This window comes from Flavobacterium davisii (assembly GCF_019565505.1).
In the GTDB taxonomy this organism is placed as follows: Bacteria; Bacteroidota; Bacteroidia; order Flavobacteriales; family Flavobacteriaceae; genus Flavobacterium; species Flavobacterium davisii.
Genome location: NZ_CP067378.1, coordinates 994,741 through 1,013,070 on the forward strand (window position 1 = coordinate 994,741; position 18,330 = coordinate 1,013,070).

The window sequence follows — 18,330 nt, forward strand, 5'->3', positions numbered from 1 at the left end:
CAACGATCGTCAGGAGTACCTATGTAGATATACCAATCCTGTGGGTCTTTATGAAAAACTGCCCAACCAGCACGACCTCCAGCTCCTACACCTGCTATAAAATTACCGGGGTATTAATGTAAACATCAAAAGTCCCATGCATCGATTTATTTTGAAAATCAAATTCGATGGCAGCTTCTACATTAATCCCTACTTTGTCTGATATTTCGCCGGGAATAGAGGTTTTGGCTTTGGGTAAAAATTTACTTGCAAAGGAACCGTTTAAACTAGATTCTGATACCCCCATAAAACTACTCATAGCAGCTGGACTCGATGCTACTTTATTCATCAAACCTGAAACACTTTTCAAACCCGGAATTTTAGCCATGATACCCCCTTTTCCAAATATGGCCAAAGTATTAATTCCACCACTGGTATTAAAGGCTATTTCAAATCCTGCTTCACCATCAAAAACTTCCTCTTTACCTATATGAAAATAAATTAAGGCTTTCAAACCTAGTCCTCTTGTTTCATCTGGAATATAACTCAATCCAGAAGGGGAAAACTCTGTAGGTGAAATGCCTTCTTTACGACGCATTTTATAATAGGCTCCTCCTCCAAAACCATTAATCATAAAAGGGGATGGGACTGCGGGCCATTTGGCAGAAGCATCAAAATACCAATACTTAAAGGTGGTTTTTCCAAATATGGCTTTAGCTTTAACTTTTACAACACTGACTACTTCTACATCTAAATCAGCGCTAAACCCATCACCATACGTGGGGTCGTTTTCCATCAGGATAAGCTGACCATTCATCTTAAACCCGCTAAAATCAGCCTTAATATTGATGGCGGATAAATCTAAACCATCATATTTCCACTTCTGTCGAAAATTTTCTTCGTGTAATTTGGCTTTTATACCAATACGCGCTGTAGCTCCTGCTCCTATGCTCTCCATCAAATTCAGCCCCAAATCAAAATCCAAACGTGCTGAGGATTGTTGCATACTAACTCCTATATTGCCTATAGAGACGGGAAAATTACCAAAACTTACGGTACCTGCATATCCCATATACTGTACAGATATCACGGGACTTACAGTTTGTAATTGCAAATTTTGAAAGGTGATGCCTTTAAAATCAACTGTTTTTTTCCACTGCTGGTATCATCAGTATCCGATTTACTGGAACCTATTGATAGGCTACCGTGTAAATTTGCTTTTGGAAGAAAAGTACCGTTTGCTAATTTTAGAACAACGGAACTATTGGGTAATAAAGTCGCTTTGGCTTTCCATAAATCAAAACTTAAAGTATCTTTTGAGATTACCGTTAGTTGTTGCTCTTCTTTCGATATAAAACCTTTGTAGAGTAGCGCTTTCTTATTTACAGTATTTGAATTTGTGTTAGAAGCTGTAGTATTAGTAGATGGTTTTTGTTTGGTTATCGGCAACAAAATTTGTCCATTCAAATTAGCTTTTACAAAATGATTAGCCGCTATTGTAACATCTATATGATCTAATGAATAAGCCCATGATTTCTGATCACTTGTAATTCCTTTTTCTAAAGGGAAAATATTGTCACCATAAAAAGTTCCTGAAACACCAAATTTATCGATGATTAGTTTTGATGCCCCTAAGTGTATACGCTCTTTGGTTTGTTGGGTATCGGTAGTCTTAAATTCCTTGGGCAAACCTACATCAAATGTTTCTACATACACCCCTCGCCAAGCATTGGCGGTAGGCATTAATAAACCGTTCTTCTGATAATAATCAGGAAATTGTACCGTAGGATGATTTTGCAAATCACTTAAATCCAATACTGCATTACTAACTAAAAATTGAAAATTCCCATCATAATTACTACCATTTCGCTTTTCTTTTAGAACAAAGGGTTGCAAGGATACATTGACTAAAATATCATTAAAATTACTCCCCATGATGGAGAACTCACCTTTTACTCTATTAGGCACTTGTTTGGTTACACCATTATAATAGGTTTTAGGAACAGTTGTTCTAGCTTCGTTTACAACGCCATTTTCTAAAGGCAAAATCAAATCTCTTGAAAATTCAACAGCTCCTGAAATTTTCATCTCTTTAAAACCATCACAGTCTATAGTAACATAAGTAAGCTCACTATTTACAGCTCCTGTTTTCATATCAAAACCGCCATAGAGCGAGAGTTGCCATTGGTTATTATTAAAAGGAATATCAATATTTCCTAACAATACTAATTTCGCATCACCTATAATTCCACCTTGATGTGAAAGCTTTATATTATCTGCTCCAAAAAACAATTGCACTGGGGTACCATCGGCTTTGGTTTGTGGTAAATCCACACGACAAAAAACGGTTAGCATGGTATATTCAGGCGTAAAAGTAGCCTTTGTAACTCCTACTGAATATTGTACATTACTTACGGTTTTTCTAATCCCTATAGGTAATTCAACTAATTCTTGATTTGCAAAACTATTTACCCATCGGTCTGTTTTTTCAATCTTAGCAAAACTGGCCTCCGCCATACCCTTAGTATTAGGACTTTGTTGGGCGTAAGCAACAAACATAAAAAAATAGAGTAGCCAGCTGAAAATACTTTGTTTGTTTTTCATGTGGTATAGGTTGAAGTTGTTTTTAGTTTTCAATTGCTAATCGTTTAAAAATTATAACCGTAATTAAAATTAACCGTCAATTCATTCAAATTTTGTTGTGAGCTATTTTTAAACATTTGAATAGCCCCCAATGAAAATATATGCTTTTTAAAAGCAGTATAGTTAGTCATAAGTTTCAATCCTAACACAGAATTGTGTTGTGAACCTGTTATATTGGAGTTGTATAGCAGTCCTAAATTACTATTCATTTTATCTTTCATTAATTTTTTAGAAAGACTTATAGCACCTCCTTGTGCATGACTACTCATGGAACTAACAGTATTTGAGGTGTAATTTAAAGAGGTATTCAATGCCATTTTAATCGGTACAAATTGTAAGGTATGAGTCAAATTGTAATTTTGTACTTGACTGGTTTGCCCTTTTCTAATAATCCCCCTTGTTCATTAGCTTGTCCTGAAATGTTGTAATTGAAATTTAAATTATGGTTCTTTTTCTTACCAAAAGTATAATTCATACCTAAAGTAGCATTTTGAGAAAGTTGTCTAAAATTTAAAGTGTCAGCGGGAGTTAAGTTAGGATTATTGATATAATCAAATTGACTCAAATTTCTATTCGTATACGTTGTAAAATTAGAATAACTCCCTGTAAAGTTAAGTTTACTGTTAGCTTGAAAACTTGCATTTAAAGAACCAACTAATCGTTTGGTGTTTTGTTTTTTCTGCCCAGCTACGTCATCTCTTTGAAAACCTATAGAACTGTTCATTTGCAATTTTTCGCTCAAAAATGCGCGCGATAAATTCATACTTATATTTTCTAAATCATTACTAAAAAATAAAGCACCTAAAGTTTTATAATTTGGATCTACACGCTCGTATGCTATCCCTAATTTTGTCTTCTGGATAGTATAATTTATGTTTGCTTTTACTGCTTTTAATACAGAGGTGTTTTCACGTATCGATAGCTTAGTTGAAATAAAATCGGATTCATTTAAAATTTTGGAACGCAAGTCTTCACTTAGTAAGGATACTGCATATTCAATTGTAAAATCTAAATTTTGAACCAAAGACGAGGAAAAATTTAAACTGCTTACTAAATTCTCTTTTGGGCTAACCTGTTTACTATCAAAATTTTCATGGATTGAGTTAAGATTGTCTTTTGCATAAAAACCTATCCATTCTAGACGGTATTTGGATTGGGTATAGCCTATTTTCATTCCATATCCCATACGTTGGAAAACGGGTACTTTAGTAGCACTTTCATTACTTTCAATAGCTTTGACTAGTTGTCCACCCATCATCGCAAACTTAAAGCGCCCTTTGGGACTCAATTCTAACCCGCCTCCTCGAAAAGGATGCCCACTTAAAGTATATGGGGAAAAATTCATACTCACATCACCAATATAGGCTTTTACCCACTTATACTTAGGCATTAAACTCAATCTGTTAAAATTAAATGGTACAGTATAGCCCAAATTATTACCTTGATTAGTCAGGGTATAAGATAGGGGCATACTAAATGAAAATGCAGAAACACTCATGTTTCCAGATAACAAATAGGTGAATGGCAAACGGTTATTGCTCCCATTTGTTGCAAAAAAAAACACTGTTGGCATTTATTCCTCCAGTCACTTTGAAATTTATTTTCTTAAAATTTTCTATATCAACTTCCTGTCCTTTTCCAGTAGTGATACCTAACAAAAAAATAACAAGAAAAAAACAGTAATTTTTCATGTATTTTATTGTTTCTGTACTTTGATATCACAAACTATATAAGAGTTTGTACCGTTAGTAATCATATTTTTTATTTTAATTGCTCCTTTTCTACCGTCTTTTGTTTTAAATAAAACAATTCTAGGCAACTGCTTTCCAAACCCTTGAGCACCTGCTAGGTTGCTTGTTATTAATAACGGTTGTAATGGACTATCGTTTTGCATGGCATTAAACTGTGATTCACTAAAATTTAGTCCACAATTACATAATTCTTGAGAATTGATAAAAATGGTTTGTTGTGCATTGCTTAACGCTAAAAAACCATAGTTTTGAACCTGATGAGGGGAAATAAAAGCATTTGAATTGAAAGTACTATTTAATCCTTGAAAAGCGATATCTATTAAGCCACTATTCTGTACATTAACCTCATTTGAACTATAGGTCTGCTGTGTGATAGTAGAGAAAAAAGCACCATAACTATTGTTTTGATGAGCTGAATTAATACCTAATTTGACGTCATTGAAAATATATAAATTAGTATTAGGGTATATGGTAATGTTTTTAGTTGTACTTTGATTTGTTTTACCATTACTTGCATTTAAGTTAATGGAATAAGTGCCGGTGTATTAAATGTAATAGTAGGATTATTTAGATTCTGATTATTAATTTGTCCGCCATTTGCCTGCCATATATAATGCGTTGCACTAATACTGCTATTATTCATTTTCAAAGTAACAGGTGCCTGATAATCTGTATCTGCCACTGCTACATCCCATGAAAAGTCACTAACCAATAAAGGAGCAACCTCAACTTGACCATCTATAGTTTGATTTTCAAATCCGTTAGTTATTGTTAAGCTAATTTTATGCTTACCCGGTGTAGTGAAAATGACATGCGGTGGGTGTTGACCCGAGAACGTGGCAGGATTTCCATCTTCAAATTGCCAATTGTAAGTTATACCCTGTCCTGTAGTTAAATTCGAAATTTGAACTTCAACAGGCGAAAAATTATCTTGTATAACACCATAGGTAAATTTAGCATTTAAGGCGTCTTTGATCACTATTGTTTTTTCAATTATCTTAGATTCACCATCACTATTGGTAGCTGTCAACTTAATTTTGTAAGTCCCGGGCTGGTTATATAAAATTTCCCCCGGCTTAGCAACCGTTGATGTGGCTGGATTTCCTCCTTCAAATTCCCATTGAAATGTTTCTGCACCTTGTAGCTTATTATCTATACGAATCAAAACAGGTACTGATTCATCGGCATTGACAAATTGAGTGGTAAAATCACCTTCTATTGGAATAAAAGATTCTTGGTAGCAGGAGATTGTAAGAATTAAAATGATAAATAATACAACTTGTTTAAATTTCATCTTTTAAAATTAAAATTGAATTTCAAAAATTAATAAACAACTTTCACTTTGATTGGATTGCTTTTATAAGGACCACTCTTTACATACACTTCTCCATCAAAATAAGTCTTGTTTGCATCTGTAAAAATTGAAGCTTTAGACAAAGGTGGTATTTTGTATAATAGTTTTGTCTCACTCGAACTTATATCATTATAATCCTGATTATTATTTTCATAAATACCACAACTTAAATTATATTCATTTTTAATGTCTTTAAAGACTAAATAAGTTCCTGTTTGAACATTTGACAATCCATCAAAGGGTAATATCCCTGTAGCAATTTTATATCTAAAATTTATTCCTTCCAATTTTAATTCCTCTCCACTATTAAATACACTTTTGTTAATTGAATTTATTTGTGGCAATTGTTGCTCTAATATCACAATATCCTTTTCATGGTAATTAGCTATTCCGTTGGTGTATTTGATAGAAAAATAATATATCCCCTGAGGAATCGTTTTAGGGATTGTGAATGCTATTGTATTGTTTATAACCTGAAAATTTATTGAATAGCTGACCATTGTTGTCTTATTCTCTAAAAAAACTTGTTTAACAGTGTTTGAATATGGATCATTTGTGATTGAATTGGTCGTATTCTGAAAATATAAATAATCAGGGGTGTCATGGATTATTGAATAGGTAGTACTGTCAACAGATTTCAAACCTCTAAAAACTTTATTTCTAACCAAAAAAACATCGGTGTAAATTTGATTTGTCTTTTTGTTTTTTATAGAAACAGTATAATCTCCATATTCTAGTTTTGGAATTCTCAAATAGATCCTTTGAGCAATTTTATCACCATTTGTCCAACCATACATCGTGGTTTCTATTCTATTAATTCCAGTCGGAAAATCTTCCTTCCCATTTGATAATTTAATTTCCCAATCTTCAATTTTTTTATCAAAATCAATTGCTAAAAAAGTAAGCTCACTTTCATTAATATTTGGTAACAACACATCATTCTCGAATTCAAGGAATCTAAAAATTTTTACTGTTTCGTCTTCTGATTTTTTGCTACAACTTAAAAGTACTAATCCAATTAGTAAGGTATATAATGTTTTCATTGTAAAAGTTTATTTATTAAAAATGGATATTTGACCTTTATTCTTTTTCAAAATCTATATTGGAAAAGAAAGCATGATTATTAGAATAACGAAAATTCACCAATAGATAAAAACTGTCGAACTCTTAATAAAAAAATAAGTCAATTGCCTTTTATATTTTTTTCGCTGTATTTATTGCAAACGAAAAATTGAATTTTAAAAAAAATCACTTTAGTTAATAAAAACTGTCTGAAAAATTGAAAAAAACTTTATTAAATCACTTCTACAATGTCAGAAATAAAAAAGTCACACCCTTTTCAGACAGCCTAAAGTAATTATTTTTTGATGTAGTATTCTACTGTTTTGTCTAAAACACCGTCATTGTTTTTATCCGAATCTGTATAGCTAAGTTCTAATTCCGTAGAAGAAATCTTTTCAACAGTTACAGTTACAGTTTTATTTGGTCTAATAACAGTTAGTTTCTTTGTTCCATTATCATATTCATATGAACTAATTGTTGAAGATGATTCTTTTACACAACTTTCTACTTGATTTACAATTTGAGTGTAATAAGATTCAGTAGTCACTTTTTTTTCCATAGTGAATTCAATAAACCCATTTCTTTCACATGCAGTGGTAATTTTTTCTGATATTTTAGAACCATCTTTACCAGAAGTAACAGTTACATTTTGTTTTTGCCATTTTCCTACTACCGACACTTCTGGAGTTGTTGGAGTTGAATCTTCTTTTTTACTACAAGCTACTAAGGCAATTCCTGCCAACATAAAAATGCTTTTTTTCATTTTAAAATTTTTATAGAATTAATAAATAATAATTTTTTTGACTAAAGTTTCTTTAGCTGTTTCCAATATTAAAGCATAAGTTCCAGCAGCTAGTGAACTATTAAAATCTAAAACATAACTCTTTTGTCCGTTCTCACTTTTCTCCAATATAGGCTGTTGACCATTAATGGGGTAAAGTCGTAATTTAATAGGACTTGATTCCGCTAATTTTACTATGGTTTGAAAATCACCATTACTAGGATTTGGGGTTACTAGAAATTCCGTGATAAATGGTTGCGCTTCATTTCCGATTGTAGGATTTATCAATTTAGGTTCTACATTTATTGTTTTGGAATATAAAGCATAACAATCTCCTTGAGTTTGTTTCAATGAAATAGTATAACTACCTAAACTCGTAAATTTTAAAACAATATACTTTTCATTCTGATTTACTATCGTTACTGTATTAGGTATTTCCCAACTCGTATTTTCACCTAGTGGATTACTTGCGTTTATTAATATTACCTCATCGTTTAAATAGGCTTGTGAAGTCAAGAAAAATTCAGAAGATATAGCTACGTTACTGGTTTTTAAAACGAAACTATCTTGACCTAAACATCCTTTAGAACTTGTAACCTTAGCTGTATAGGTGTCTGCTTGTGTCAAACTAACTTTGGCACTATTAGAACTAAAACCTTGAGTTGAGGTCCAATTATACTGCGCTTGAGGATCTGGGATACTTATATCTAAATCTAGTTGCTGACCATTACACAAAGTCCTATTCCCTCCTAAATTAACCACAATAGGATCCGGATTGTCTAATTTGAAATTCTTATAATAGGTACACCCTTTAGAATCTACTACTGTTAATTGATAATCACCAGAAGTCAAACTTACTATATCTTTTGTATTCCCTCCGGTACTCCAACTATAAGTATAGGGAGGAGTACCACCCGTCACAGTAGTAATTATACTACCATCAACACCATCATGACACGTAGGTGAAGTAACGATTCCATTAATTACAACACCATTGGGCTGATCAATCAACATACTCCCTTGCACAAAACACCCTTTGGCATCAACTACTTTTACAAAATAATTATTAGCGATCAAATTAGTAATTTGTGCTGTAGTGGCTCCCGTTGTCCATTCGTAAGTATAAGGTGGTGTTCCGCCTTTAGGTATTGCTGTAATCCAACCGTTATTTCCTGCACTACAACTAATATCACTTTTTTGGAATTGTAATTCTAATTTTGAAGGCTGTGGCATAAACTGAATGACAGGGGTTTCTTGGCTAATTACATTGTTGACATATATACCCAAACGAATTCCATTTTTATCTTCCACATTAAGCGAATAATTCCCATGGTTTAAATATTGTGCAGTCGCATCCTGATCATTCCAAATTTCCCAACTGCCATCCAACTTTTGTTTACTCCATATATATTTATAAGGTAAACCATTGTTGTCAGAACCTGTAAATGGAACTCCACCAGTAACCGTGGCTTGTAAAATTCCATCTTGCGATTCATCTCGTTGTCCATCAACTGGATTTAAATCAGCTTCATTACCAAACACATTGGTTACATTACAAGAAATACTGCGTAAAACATTTAATTTTACAACGATAGGGTCGGGCTGATTTAAAAACTGAGTAGAATTAGCCACTGTACAACCATCTTTATTCGTTGCACTCGTATAATTTTTATCCCTTACCGTTAGTGTATAAGTATCCGAAGGTATGCCTGTTAAAGTAAGATAATAAACTTTAGCTGTTGCATCATAATAAGGCGTAATATTGGTTTGCAAAACCCCCTTACTATTTTTCCATTCATAAGCATAACTATGATCGTCAAAAGGTGTTCCGCCTTTAATTGCTACTACTAATTGACCATTTGTGCCACCATAAAAAGTAGGTTGTTTGATCGAAGTATACGATAATGAAACAGCTTCTTGGGGTTGCTGTATGGTTTCACTCAATTTTAAAATAGCGCCATTAGGTTGCAAGGCATTACAACCTTTCCAGTCACGGACTTGTATCGTATAAGTCTCTTTGGTAAGTCCCATAAGAGTATGTGAAAACTCTGTGTCAAAACCTTTCCATGTCAAACCGTTATCTAATGAAAAACAATATCTTGATAAACCATTAATACCTTTGCAACCATCTTTGGTATCTTTTTCTAATTTATTACCCCCATTAGCTTCTATTTTAATAACACCATCTTGACCGCCATGGCACCAAATATCGGTTTTAGTGAGTTTGAAGGTTACTACAGGTATTTCATTTATTTCGAATTCAATTTTATGTTTCTCTCCTTGAGTATAAGTCTCGTGTCCATCAATTGCTCCAATCCCAAGATTTAATCTATATTTACCAGCAGGCAGATTTTTTATAGTCATGGATTTTCTGTCATTTGATAAATTCAAATTTGGATTACCAGTTAATGCCCCTGAAGAAGTTTGATCTGCATTAGTCCCAATATTAAACAAATTATATCCTAAAATTTCCGTATCCAATAATGCTCTATCGAAATTTACAATAACACTTCCATCAGTCTCTTTATAACATTTTGGACTAGTTGGAACAACGCTTAATATATGTGGAGCTGACTTTCTATATTTTAAGGCAATAATTTTTCCTTGCTCATTGGCATGTGAAACTTTGGTTGTGACTCTTATGTAGAAATAACTATCTATCAAACTATTTGGGAGAAAATCGCTTGATTTAATTTGTAAAAAATTTTTACCTGAAGTGTTTGCTGGTAAGTCAATCCAAGGTCCAGTAGGAGAAGCTGAATATTGCCAAAAATAATACTTTTTTTCTATATCATTAATTTCTGGAATTATAATACTGTCGTCATCCCCTATAATATTATTTGCAAGATCAGTATTAATTAAATTTATCACTGGGTAGGTGTTTAAATTCAACCAGCCATTAAACCATCTAGCAAAAATTTCAGTATTTTGATACGTAACATCGGCTACTTTTTGGACACCTACACTATGTTCCCAAAGACTCTCAGTATAGCAAGACCCCCAAAAGTCTTCAACTCTATGGTTTGATTTAATTCTAAAACTAGTAATTGGGTCAGTGTCTGTAAATTTTATATTGTGGTTTGAATTAAAAACTTGATAGGTCTTTTGCCACATTGAACCGTCGTTATTTTTAAGATAAAAAGTGCCTCCTGTTTTTTTTTGCAAATACAACCACTCAAGGCCTCCATATCCACATCCGCTTCCTTCTGATCCTTCACCCAGCCACATTGAACTATCTAATGTATAATAAGCATCTCCTGCCAGTTTCAACTGACCATAAATCATATTGAATTTAAAAAATAACAATAAATAAATTATAACTTTCTTCATTGTCTAATATTTTATATTAATACTTTCCGATTTACAAGGATTACCAGATTCCAAGTTTACCAAAAGATGATATTCATACTCTGTATTCATACTTAATTGCGTGTCAGTAATTTCTTGAATAGGCTTGTTTATTTCTTTCCATAATGAAGGGGCTTCTCCTAATTTATTCCTATATATACTCACCCCCTTTATCTTTTCTTTAGATTTTTTAAAACGCCATGTCAGTAGTATTTTTCGCTGTTCTCTATCTACTGTTCCTATTAAATTTTCAATAATAGCAATAGGATTCATATCAATAAATTCAACGGTAACTACTGAATGCTCTAGTGAGGAAGTTAAACCCTCTTTATCTTTGGCTACTATGGCATACTGATAGGTGCTCTTATTTTCTAAATTTTCATCGGTATAACTTTGTAGCGTATCGTTTACTTTCAGAATTTCTGTCCATTCTTTTTCTCCTTGCTTTTTACGGCGCAGATGATGCGAAACCACATCTTCACTATAACTTCGTACCCACTCTAAATGAATTTTTCCTTTACTTACGCTATAATCTTTAAAAATTGGAGCTGTGGGTGGGATACGATCCGGCTTTTCGAGTACCAAAATAGCTGACATCTCAGAAATATTATAGCGCTTGTCTTCTGCCGCCAAACGATAATATACTTTAGGATTCGACATTTTTAAACTTACTTTATCCGTATAACTTGTTCCCTGAAATGGTTTTGTGTAAATATCCACAAACTCTTCATTGACATTATTAGCTTTCAAAATTCTGTACCCTAATAAATCTTTCTCTATATTGGCGTTCCATTTTAATTTAACCACGCCTAAACTGTCAATAGTACCTTCTAAACCTATTGGTTTCATAGGAGGAATGGAATCAATGGGTTGTACCAAAGTACTTTGCGAATTAAGTCTTTTGTTATTTTTTCCAACCACAAAGATTTTAAAGTAATTGGATGGCCCTAAATTTTTATATTCAAATTTACGCGTTTGTGGAGAAAGCAATTCAGTTACTTTTTGATAAGGTCCCTTTTCATCTTCTGAATGGTTGACTTCAAAACCAGCAATATGATTTTCTAAATCATTTGGATAAGACCAATCTAATATAACACTATTGTCTTTAGTAATTTTATAATCATCTATACGTGTGGGTAAAAAAACATCATGGACACCTTTTGCTGTAATAACTTTGCTCAACTGTCCTTTTTCACCAAAAGCACTAATGCCATATAATTTGTAATGATAAGTTTTATCATTTTGAGCTAAAGTATCTACATAATATAATCGTTTAGATTGTACACCTTTTTGCTCATTCATATTTACTATAGGCGCATTGGTTATTGGCGAAAATGCTACTCCATCTTCGGAACGTTCAATTTTATAAGATGTAAATACATCTTTATACGATTCGTAATCCCGGAAATCAATACTTTTTTATCATCAGAAACAGCAATTAAATCATCTATTGCAGGTAGTTTTTTATAATCTTTCATACCCACTAATACAGATGCCGATTTGAACTTACTATTAGGAATACTAATTTGATAGACATAAACTTCATTTCTAACGATAGAATTATCAACAAATCCCCAACCCGCTTTTAATGCGCCTTCAAAACTCATATCGGCAGCAAATAAACCGAAAGTATGACGTTGCTCCATTTCATCGGCTGTCTCAATAATTTTGGAAATAGAATTATTATTTTGTCCACTAATTTGGAATTCCTCACCATATATAGACTGTGCAACAATAGCAGCATAACTGTCTTTCTGGATTAGTTCAGCCCACTGCTCCAAAGGTTGTGGTAATAAAGGATTAACAGTCAATATTTTTTTCTCAGGTTCGGCTATTAATTGATTCCCTTTTTTAACAGTATAACGGGTTAGTATAAATCCTGTTTTAAGAGCTTTTTTCCACTCAGACGCAGAGGTAACTCCCCATCGCAATAAAATTTTGTCTTTCTGTCCGCGTGCAATGATTTTTAAAGGACTTACTTCTTTATTTTGAGCTATAAAACTCATTTGCATAAAAATTAAAAGAATAAAGAAGTATCTATTAAGAGTAATTGACATTTAGTTTTTCATTTTTTTTTGTAAAAGTACACTTTTAAATTATTTATTAAAAAAATTTAAACAATCCAAATAATTCGGTTATTGTTTTTAAATAATTTAAAAATCCCGTCAAAAAAGGCAATTTTTTATTTTTGCCAAGGCAATAAAAGATTAAAAACAAAAGTTGAGGAGGATAATTAAAAAAAGAGAGCTTTGTCAAAATTGAACACTACTTATGAACCCTACAGATCTTTTAAAATTGATACTTCCTGATTTTCTAGTTGATTATTTTGAAATAATTTCAGTTTATAATTCACAAGAAAGCCTGCATCTTTATTTTGAAGAAAAAGCAAAACCTCCAATAGAGTTTGATCACACAGAGTTAGTCTCTAAAGGGTTAACAGTCAATTATCAATCAATACTAAACTACTTTGATAATAGAAGTACTAATGCAGCTGCTGAATCTTTAATGCAAAAATAAAAGCCTTTAGGAGTCAGTTTAGAGGGGTAAGAAATATCGATTTTTTCTTATTCAGATTATCCAATCTTTTTGCTTAATCCCCACCTTTTGTTCTTGATCCGTAATTTTTCATTTATCAAGTTCTTTATTAATGTTATTTTAAATATGTATAAAACCTAATTTTATTCAAAGATTAACAACACCAAAAGGTTAGTTTTTAGATGAAAAATAATAAGAAATATATGACATAATGAATATAATTATTCCGCCAATAAGTAGATATTTTCCAAAATGTATAAGAAAAGATAATATTATAACTGTTGATATTGGTTCCAAAGACTTGTTTTTTCTAGTTCTCATAATTACTATAATTTAATTGTTTTATAGTTTATATGAAAAAGATAAAAAGGTAACCCTATTGCTAAAAAAAATTATTCTAGTAGTACAAAACCTGCCCAATAGTATGGGGAATATTTTTCTTTCATTTTGTTTTGGGCTTCATTGAAAGCTTCTTGTATGGATTTGCCATTGAAACATGCTGCATAGAAAATTCCGAATAATTCTGCTGTTTGTACATCAGGAACTTTCCATAAACTCATGATGATATTTTGAACACCTGCCATTTTAAATGCGCGTTGTAAACCGAAAACACCTTCACTACCGTTTATTTGACCTAAACCTGTTTCACAAGCGCTCAATACTACTAATTTACAATTGCTTAAATCAAGATTAGCGATTTCTTTAGCGGTTAAAATACCATCATCTGCATTTGTTTCATTATTGGTTTTTCTCCACGAATTATTTGCTCCAGCAAATAGTAAACCAGAACGCATCATAGGGTCTTCTGATGCTATATAGATTCTTTTTTAGCCTCTATTGGAATGTTTCTGTCTAATTCTGATAATTCCTGTTTTGTATTTTCAAAGAAAAAACCATGAGTTGCTAAATGCAATATGAAAGGATTTACTTTTCCGCTTAATTGCTTTACACTCTCTTCTGTAGCTGCGCTTTCGGTTTTAATTGTAGTTTTGAAGTTATACGTAATTGCTTCTTTATTAATCTTATTTACCTCATCATTGGTGCCGGGTAAATAATTAAATTCCAAAATTCCACTTCTGGTTGCTAAATCATTTAATTCGTTTGAATAAGCTTCTTTATAAACCTCAAGCTGTTTTTTGTTGTAATCAATTCCACCATATAAAACAATCTCAAAATTATCTTTTTATTGATGGTTAATGGTTTATAATCTACCAATGTAGTTGTAGAGCCTAAAAGAATTAACTTGTACTTTTCGCCCAAAGTTTGATTTGTATTTACAGGTAGGGCTTTAAAATTTATTTGGTGCGCCAAACCCGAAGGAGCCAGATAAATCGTATTACTATTCTTTAATTCTGCTTCTAGTGGTTTGTAAAACAAATTGCTGATTTCTTTATCTGAATATTGCTTATTAATTATCTTGGATTGTATTGAATCGTGCGCTTTATTATTCCTTTCTAATAAAACTGCTAGTTGTTTTTCCTCAAACAGATTTACAAACTTTGGAAATTTGCTGTCTTTTTTAATTACAAAAGCACCATACATAATACTGTCAGTCCATTTTTTGTTATAATAATTAAATGAAACTAAGTCTATAACTACTTCGTTTGGTTTTAGTTTTTCTTGAATTTGTTTCCGGGAAGTAGTTAGTTCATTTTGGGGTTTTGCAAAAGTTGAGGAGCTACGGACTAAATCTTTTTCAAGGGATTCTGTAGAAGCTAATAAACTGAGGTAGGCTTCAGATTTTATAGTTGATTGCTCTTCGAGTTTGTTTAACTGTTTTTTGTATTCTATTAAATTATTGTATTTAATTTTAATTTCTGGAACTCCATTTACTTCGATATCTTTTTTGATTCTTTTTTGATTTCGTAAGGTTAAGTTTTTCAGTAGAAGATTGTAATTGTATGTATAACTATTAAAATCTGTTACAATGTTATAATTGTTTTTAGTTAAAGTTGACAATTCAAAATTTAACAAATTTGAGTAAGACTTATTAACGCTATTCAATAATTGATGTTCAGATAATATATCTAAAATGTTAAATATGTTTTGTTTTCTTTTATAATCAAATTTTTTGTAATATTCTAAAAATAATGAATCATAATGATTATTATTCGATAGTAATTTTAAAAAATTATAATATGTCCTGTAAGAAATGAAATGTTTTGATTCCATAACTTTAATCAAATTTACAACGCTATTAAGTGTTGTTGTATAATTGGAAATATCGTTACTACTTGAATAAACTTCTAAAAGGCCAAAGTATATATTGAATTCCAAATCATCTATAATGTTTTTATTTCTATTCTTTAGAGCCTTTTCATAATGTAATAGAGAGTTTTTTAAGTCATTTTTATAGAAATAAATATGAGCGATTGAACAATAAATACTTGCACAAAAATTGGAATTATAATTGTAAGTTGGATTTTCTTCTGATAGTTCTATAACTTTATTTAGGGCATTAATAGCTTTATTAAACTCTTTATTACTCAAATAAATATTTGACCATCTCATTGAAAATATAATCATTAAATGCTTATCACTACTTAGAATATCATTATTATTAAATATAGAAGTTGCTTCATTCAAATATTGATACATTTTTTTTTCATCGCCAATACTTGAATAAAAAAAAGTCGACTTTAGTAAAAGATCTAGACTTTCTCTTGATTCATTGCCAAATTTTTTTTTGCACAGACTTATACTATTTATCAAATATTTTTCAGCATTTTTAAAGTCATCTTGAGATAAATATATATGATGCAATCCTTTGTTGGCATTAATATTATAGGTAATATTAGAGCTAATCTCTATGGTTTTTTTATAGTAATATTCAGCTTTCTTAAAGTCATTAGTTGTACTATAAATTTCACCTAACTCCAAAATAGCTTCATGTTCTTCGTCTTTTAAAGAAATATTTTTTCTAGCAATATCAATAATGCTTAAAAACAATTTTTCTGATTCGGTATATTTTTTTTGTAAGCTATATAATCTAGCTAATTCATAACAGACTTTTAAATATTCTTTACTATAAATAGTGTATGTTTTCAGTACTAATTCTTGTGCCTCAATATAAAACGCTTTAGATTTGTCAAAATCAAATTGTTCTAAATAAAATATAGCAATTGTTTTTAATGTAAAAATATATTCATCTATTAATAAATCTGATAAATTTAGTTTTTGAAGCCTATGTGATTCTAAATATTTTTTTTGTGCTAAATCTATCTTCTTGTTCTTTTTGTAAAAGGTAGCTATATACCTTAAATTCAATTGGTATTCAATACTGTTAACGCCTTTTGTTTCTTTTAAAACTTGACTTAAATCAAAAAGAGTTTTTTCAGACATTGAAAAATTATTCAAATCATCATATAACATAGATTTCTTATAAAGATAATCTGTGTATTTAACGTTGTTAGTTCCAAATAAATTTTTATGAATGAGTATAAGTTCATTTAAATATTCTAGAGCTTTATCGTATTTTTTATTTTGAATGTTTATAGAATATAGTTTTTCTAAAATTATAGTTGCAGTTTGATTAATGTTACCATATTCTATATTAGCAATTTTTAAACATTCATTAAATTTTTCTTCGGATTTAACTAAATTTTGATCAATAAGATATGATAAAGCTAACATATACATATTGTTAAAATTATCTGAATCAGTTGATATATGAGTCGTATGTTTTTCATTAAATCTTATGACATTTTGATATTCTTTTTATCAAAATATATCTTTGTACTATCTATTTGAGATATTGTATATTGAAAAAACAAACCAAAAAAGATTAATGATGTAAACTTCATATTACCAATTTATTATTTGATTAGAGAAAAACTTAGAATATTTAGTAGGAGCTAATTCACAATAGCTATATTCACCTTTGAACCCAAAAAATTCTATAGCTAAATCAATATCTTCTGAAAGTCTATTTATTAGTTTCCAAGCTTTACTTAAAGAAGTGCCTCCTTTGAAAACTAGGTGTTGTGCTATTTCCATTTGAAAGATAATTTCTAATGAGCGACTTACCCACCAATCTTTTTCAACAGCAAAAGGCTTCATTCCCATTTGAGTTGCAATGGCGTTAAAAACCGCTTCTTTTTCTGTTTTGCCTACTTTATAGAAATCTATTTTTGCCATTTACTACTGCTTATATTATTTTAAATTGAAACAAAGAACTCGCCTTTATTTTATTTATTGATGTTTAAGGCGAGTTTCATTATTTTTTGAATCCAAACTGGAGCCAATGCTATATCGTGTAATAAGTCTTTTGTGTTTTCTTTTTCAACAAACCAATAATTTTGATTTCTTCTTCTGTGGTTACCTTACCATTTCCAATTTCTTTCAATGCTTGAATGACTAATCGACTAATTTTTCCTTTTGCCAGTAAGTTTTTAGGTGTAGTTTTTTTAAATTTTATCTTTCTTTTACCTACTTTTATTTCTCTTGGAGAGCCATCTGTAAGTAATACAATATTCATAGGTACTTGTGTACTCAATCCTAGTGCATTAAGTGCATAGCTCCCTGTAGGTATGGTTCTTATTCTGTCTCTTTTAGCAATGGCTTCGGCTACTTCTTCTGCTGTAGGAACTAATGGCCCTATCAATTTGCTAATTTTTGGGCGAACATAAATACCCTGTGCTACACGAACAATTATTTGTTTATTTTCTAACCTATCCAACGCTTTTCGCACAGCATCGGACGAACCATAACCCATATAATCGTCAGGAATAATTAAAACTCCTTTTTGTCTGCTTTTTATAGATTTTTCTATTTGTTTTTCAATGCTTTGAGTCATTTTAAAACTGTATTATTTGTCACAAATATAGCAAAAATTTGTGACAGAAAAATTAAGATTATTATATTAATGATTTCTTAAT

At 31.0% G+C, this 18,330-nt stretch carries 17 protein-coding genes; 1 reads left to right on the forward strand and 16 read right to left on the reverse strand.

The window, feature by feature from the left end; all coding sequences use genetic code 11:
* Window positions 1–94 precede the first annotated feature (94 nt).
* The 11 genes from JJC05_RS04950 to JJC05_RS05000 all read right to left on the reverse strand — a co-directional run bounded on the left by JJC05_RS04950 (window position 95) and on the right by JJC05_RS05000 (window position 12,975).
* A complete protein-coding gene (locus JJC05_RS04950) occupies window positions 95–1,093 on the reverse strand; it encodes a hypothetical protein (protein ID WP_235878437.1) in 999 nt (332 codons plus the stop codon).
* Complete coding sequence (locus JJC05_RS04955; RefSeq protein WP_235878438.1) at window positions 1,075–2,583, reverse strand: hypothetical protein; 1,509 nt, start codon at window positions 2,581–2,583, stop codon at window positions 1,075–1,077. The genes JJC05_RS04950 and JJC05_RS04955 overlap by 19 nt, the downstream gene beginning before the upstream one ends.
* A 44-nt stretch (window positions 2,584–2,627) precedes the next feature.
* Window positions 2,628–2,939, reverse strand: a complete 312-nt coding sequence (locus JJC05_RS04960; protein ID WP_235878439.1) for a hypothetical protein — start codon at window positions 2,937–2,939, stop codon at window positions 2,628–2,630.
* A 29-nt stretch (window positions 2,940–2,968) separates the two neighbouring features.
* Window positions 2,969–4,195 carry a hypothetical protein gene (locus JJC05_RS04965; protein ID WP_235878440.1) on the reverse strand — a complete coding sequence of 409 codons (1,227 nt, stop codon included), beginning with the start codon at window positions 4,193–4,195 and terminating at the stop codon, window positions 2,969–2,971.
* Between the two features lie 123 nt (window positions 4,196–4,318).
* Window positions 4,319–4,516 carry a hypothetical protein gene (locus JJC05_RS04970; protein ID WP_235878441.1) on the reverse strand — a complete coding sequence of 66 codons (198 nt, stop codon included), beginning with the start codon at window positions 4,514–4,516 and terminating at the stop codon, window positions 4,319–4,321.
* A 374-nt stretch (window positions 4,517–4,890) separates the two neighbouring features.
* On the reverse strand, window positions 4,891–5,667 hold the full coding sequence (locus JJC05_RS04975) for a PKD domain-containing protein (RefSeq protein WP_235878442.1): 777 nt from the start codon (window positions 5,665–5,667) through the stop codon (window positions 4,891–4,893).
* Window positions 5,668–5,696: 29 nt separating this feature from the next.
* Window positions 5,697–6,770: a hypothetical protein gene (locus tag JJC05_RS04980; protein WP_127823678.1), complete on the reverse strand. Its 1,074-nt coding sequence runs from the start codon at window positions 6,768–6,770 to the stop codon at window positions 5,697–5,699.
* 314 nt (window positions 6,771–7,084) lie between these two features.
* A complete protein-coding gene (locus tag JJC05_RS04985) occupies window positions 7,085–7,552 on the reverse strand; it encodes a hypothetical protein (RefSeq protein ID WP_127823677.1) in 468 nt (155 codons plus the stop codon).
* A gap of 18 nt (window positions 7,553–7,570) precedes the next feature.
* Complete coding sequence (locus JJC05_RS04990; RefSeq protein WP_235878443.1) at window positions 7,571–10,900, reverse strand: T9SS type A sorting domain-containing protein; 3,330 nt, start codon at window positions 10,898–10,900, stop codon at window positions 7,571–7,573.
* Window positions 10,901–10,903: 3 nt separating this feature from the next.
* On the reverse strand, window positions 10,904–12,220 hold the full coding sequence (locus tag JJC05_RS04995) for a fibronectin type III domain-containing protein (protein WP_235878444.1): 1,317 nt from the start codon (window positions 12,218–12,220) through the stop codon (window positions 10,904–10,906).
* A gap of 35 nt (window positions 12,221–12,255) precedes the next feature.
* Window positions 12,256–12,975 (reverse strand): hypothetical protein, encoded by a 720-nt coding sequence (locus tag JJC05_RS05000; RefSeq protein WP_235878446.1) that lies wholly within the window; start codon window positions 12,973–12,975, stop codon window positions 12,256–12,258.
* Between the two features lie 214 nt (window positions 12,976–13,189).
* On the opposite strand from JJC05_RS05000, the gene JJC05_RS16705 reads away from it, so the two are divergent.
* Window positions 13,190–13,435 carry a hypothetical protein gene (locus JJC05_RS16705; protein ID WP_258929505.1) on the forward strand — a complete coding sequence of 82 codons (246 nt, stop codon included), beginning with the start codon at window positions 13,190–13,192 and terminating at the stop codon, window positions 13,433–13,435.
* A gap of 410 nt (window positions 13,436–13,845) precedes the next feature.
* On the opposite strand, the gene JJC05_RS05010 is transcribed toward JJC05_RS16705, so the two are convergent.
* From JJC05_RS05010 to JJC05_RS05030, 5 genes are all read right to left on the reverse strand, one after another.
* Complete coding sequence (locus tag JJC05_RS05010) at window positions 13,846–14,250, reverse strand: CHAT domain-containing protein (RefSeq protein ID WP_235878448.1); 405 nt, start codon at window positions 14,248–14,250, stop codon at window positions 13,846–13,848.
* 14 nt (window positions 14,251–14,264) lie between these two features.
* The gene (locus JJC05_RS05015; RefSeq protein WP_374226351.1) at window positions 14,265–14,621 is read right to left on the reverse strand and encodes a CHAT domain-containing protein; all 357 of its coding nucleotides are present in this window, start codon (window positions 14,619–14,621) and stop codon (window positions 14,265–14,267) included.
* Complete coding sequence (locus tag JJC05_RS05020) at window positions 14,546–17,086, reverse strand: tetratricopeptide repeat protein (protein WP_235878450.1); 2,541 nt, start codon at window positions 17,084–17,086, stop codon at window positions 14,546–14,548. Before JJC05_RS05020 ends, JJC05_RS05015 begins: the two co-directional genes overlap by 76 nt.
* Window positions 17,087–17,257: 171 nt before the next feature.
* Entirely contained in the window at window positions 17,258–17,590 is a 333-nt protein-coding gene (locus JJC05_RS05025) for a nucleotidyl transferase AbiEii/AbiGii toxin family protein (RefSeq protein ID WP_258929506.1), read from the reverse strand.
* Window positions 17,591–17,699: 109 nt separating this feature from the next.
* A complete protein-coding gene (locus tag JJC05_RS05030) occupies window positions 17,700–18,248 on the reverse strand; it encodes a DUF6088 family protein (RefSeq protein ID WP_258929507.1) in 549 nt (182 codons plus the stop codon).
* Between the last annotated feature and the right edge of the window lie 82 nt (window positions 18,249–18,330).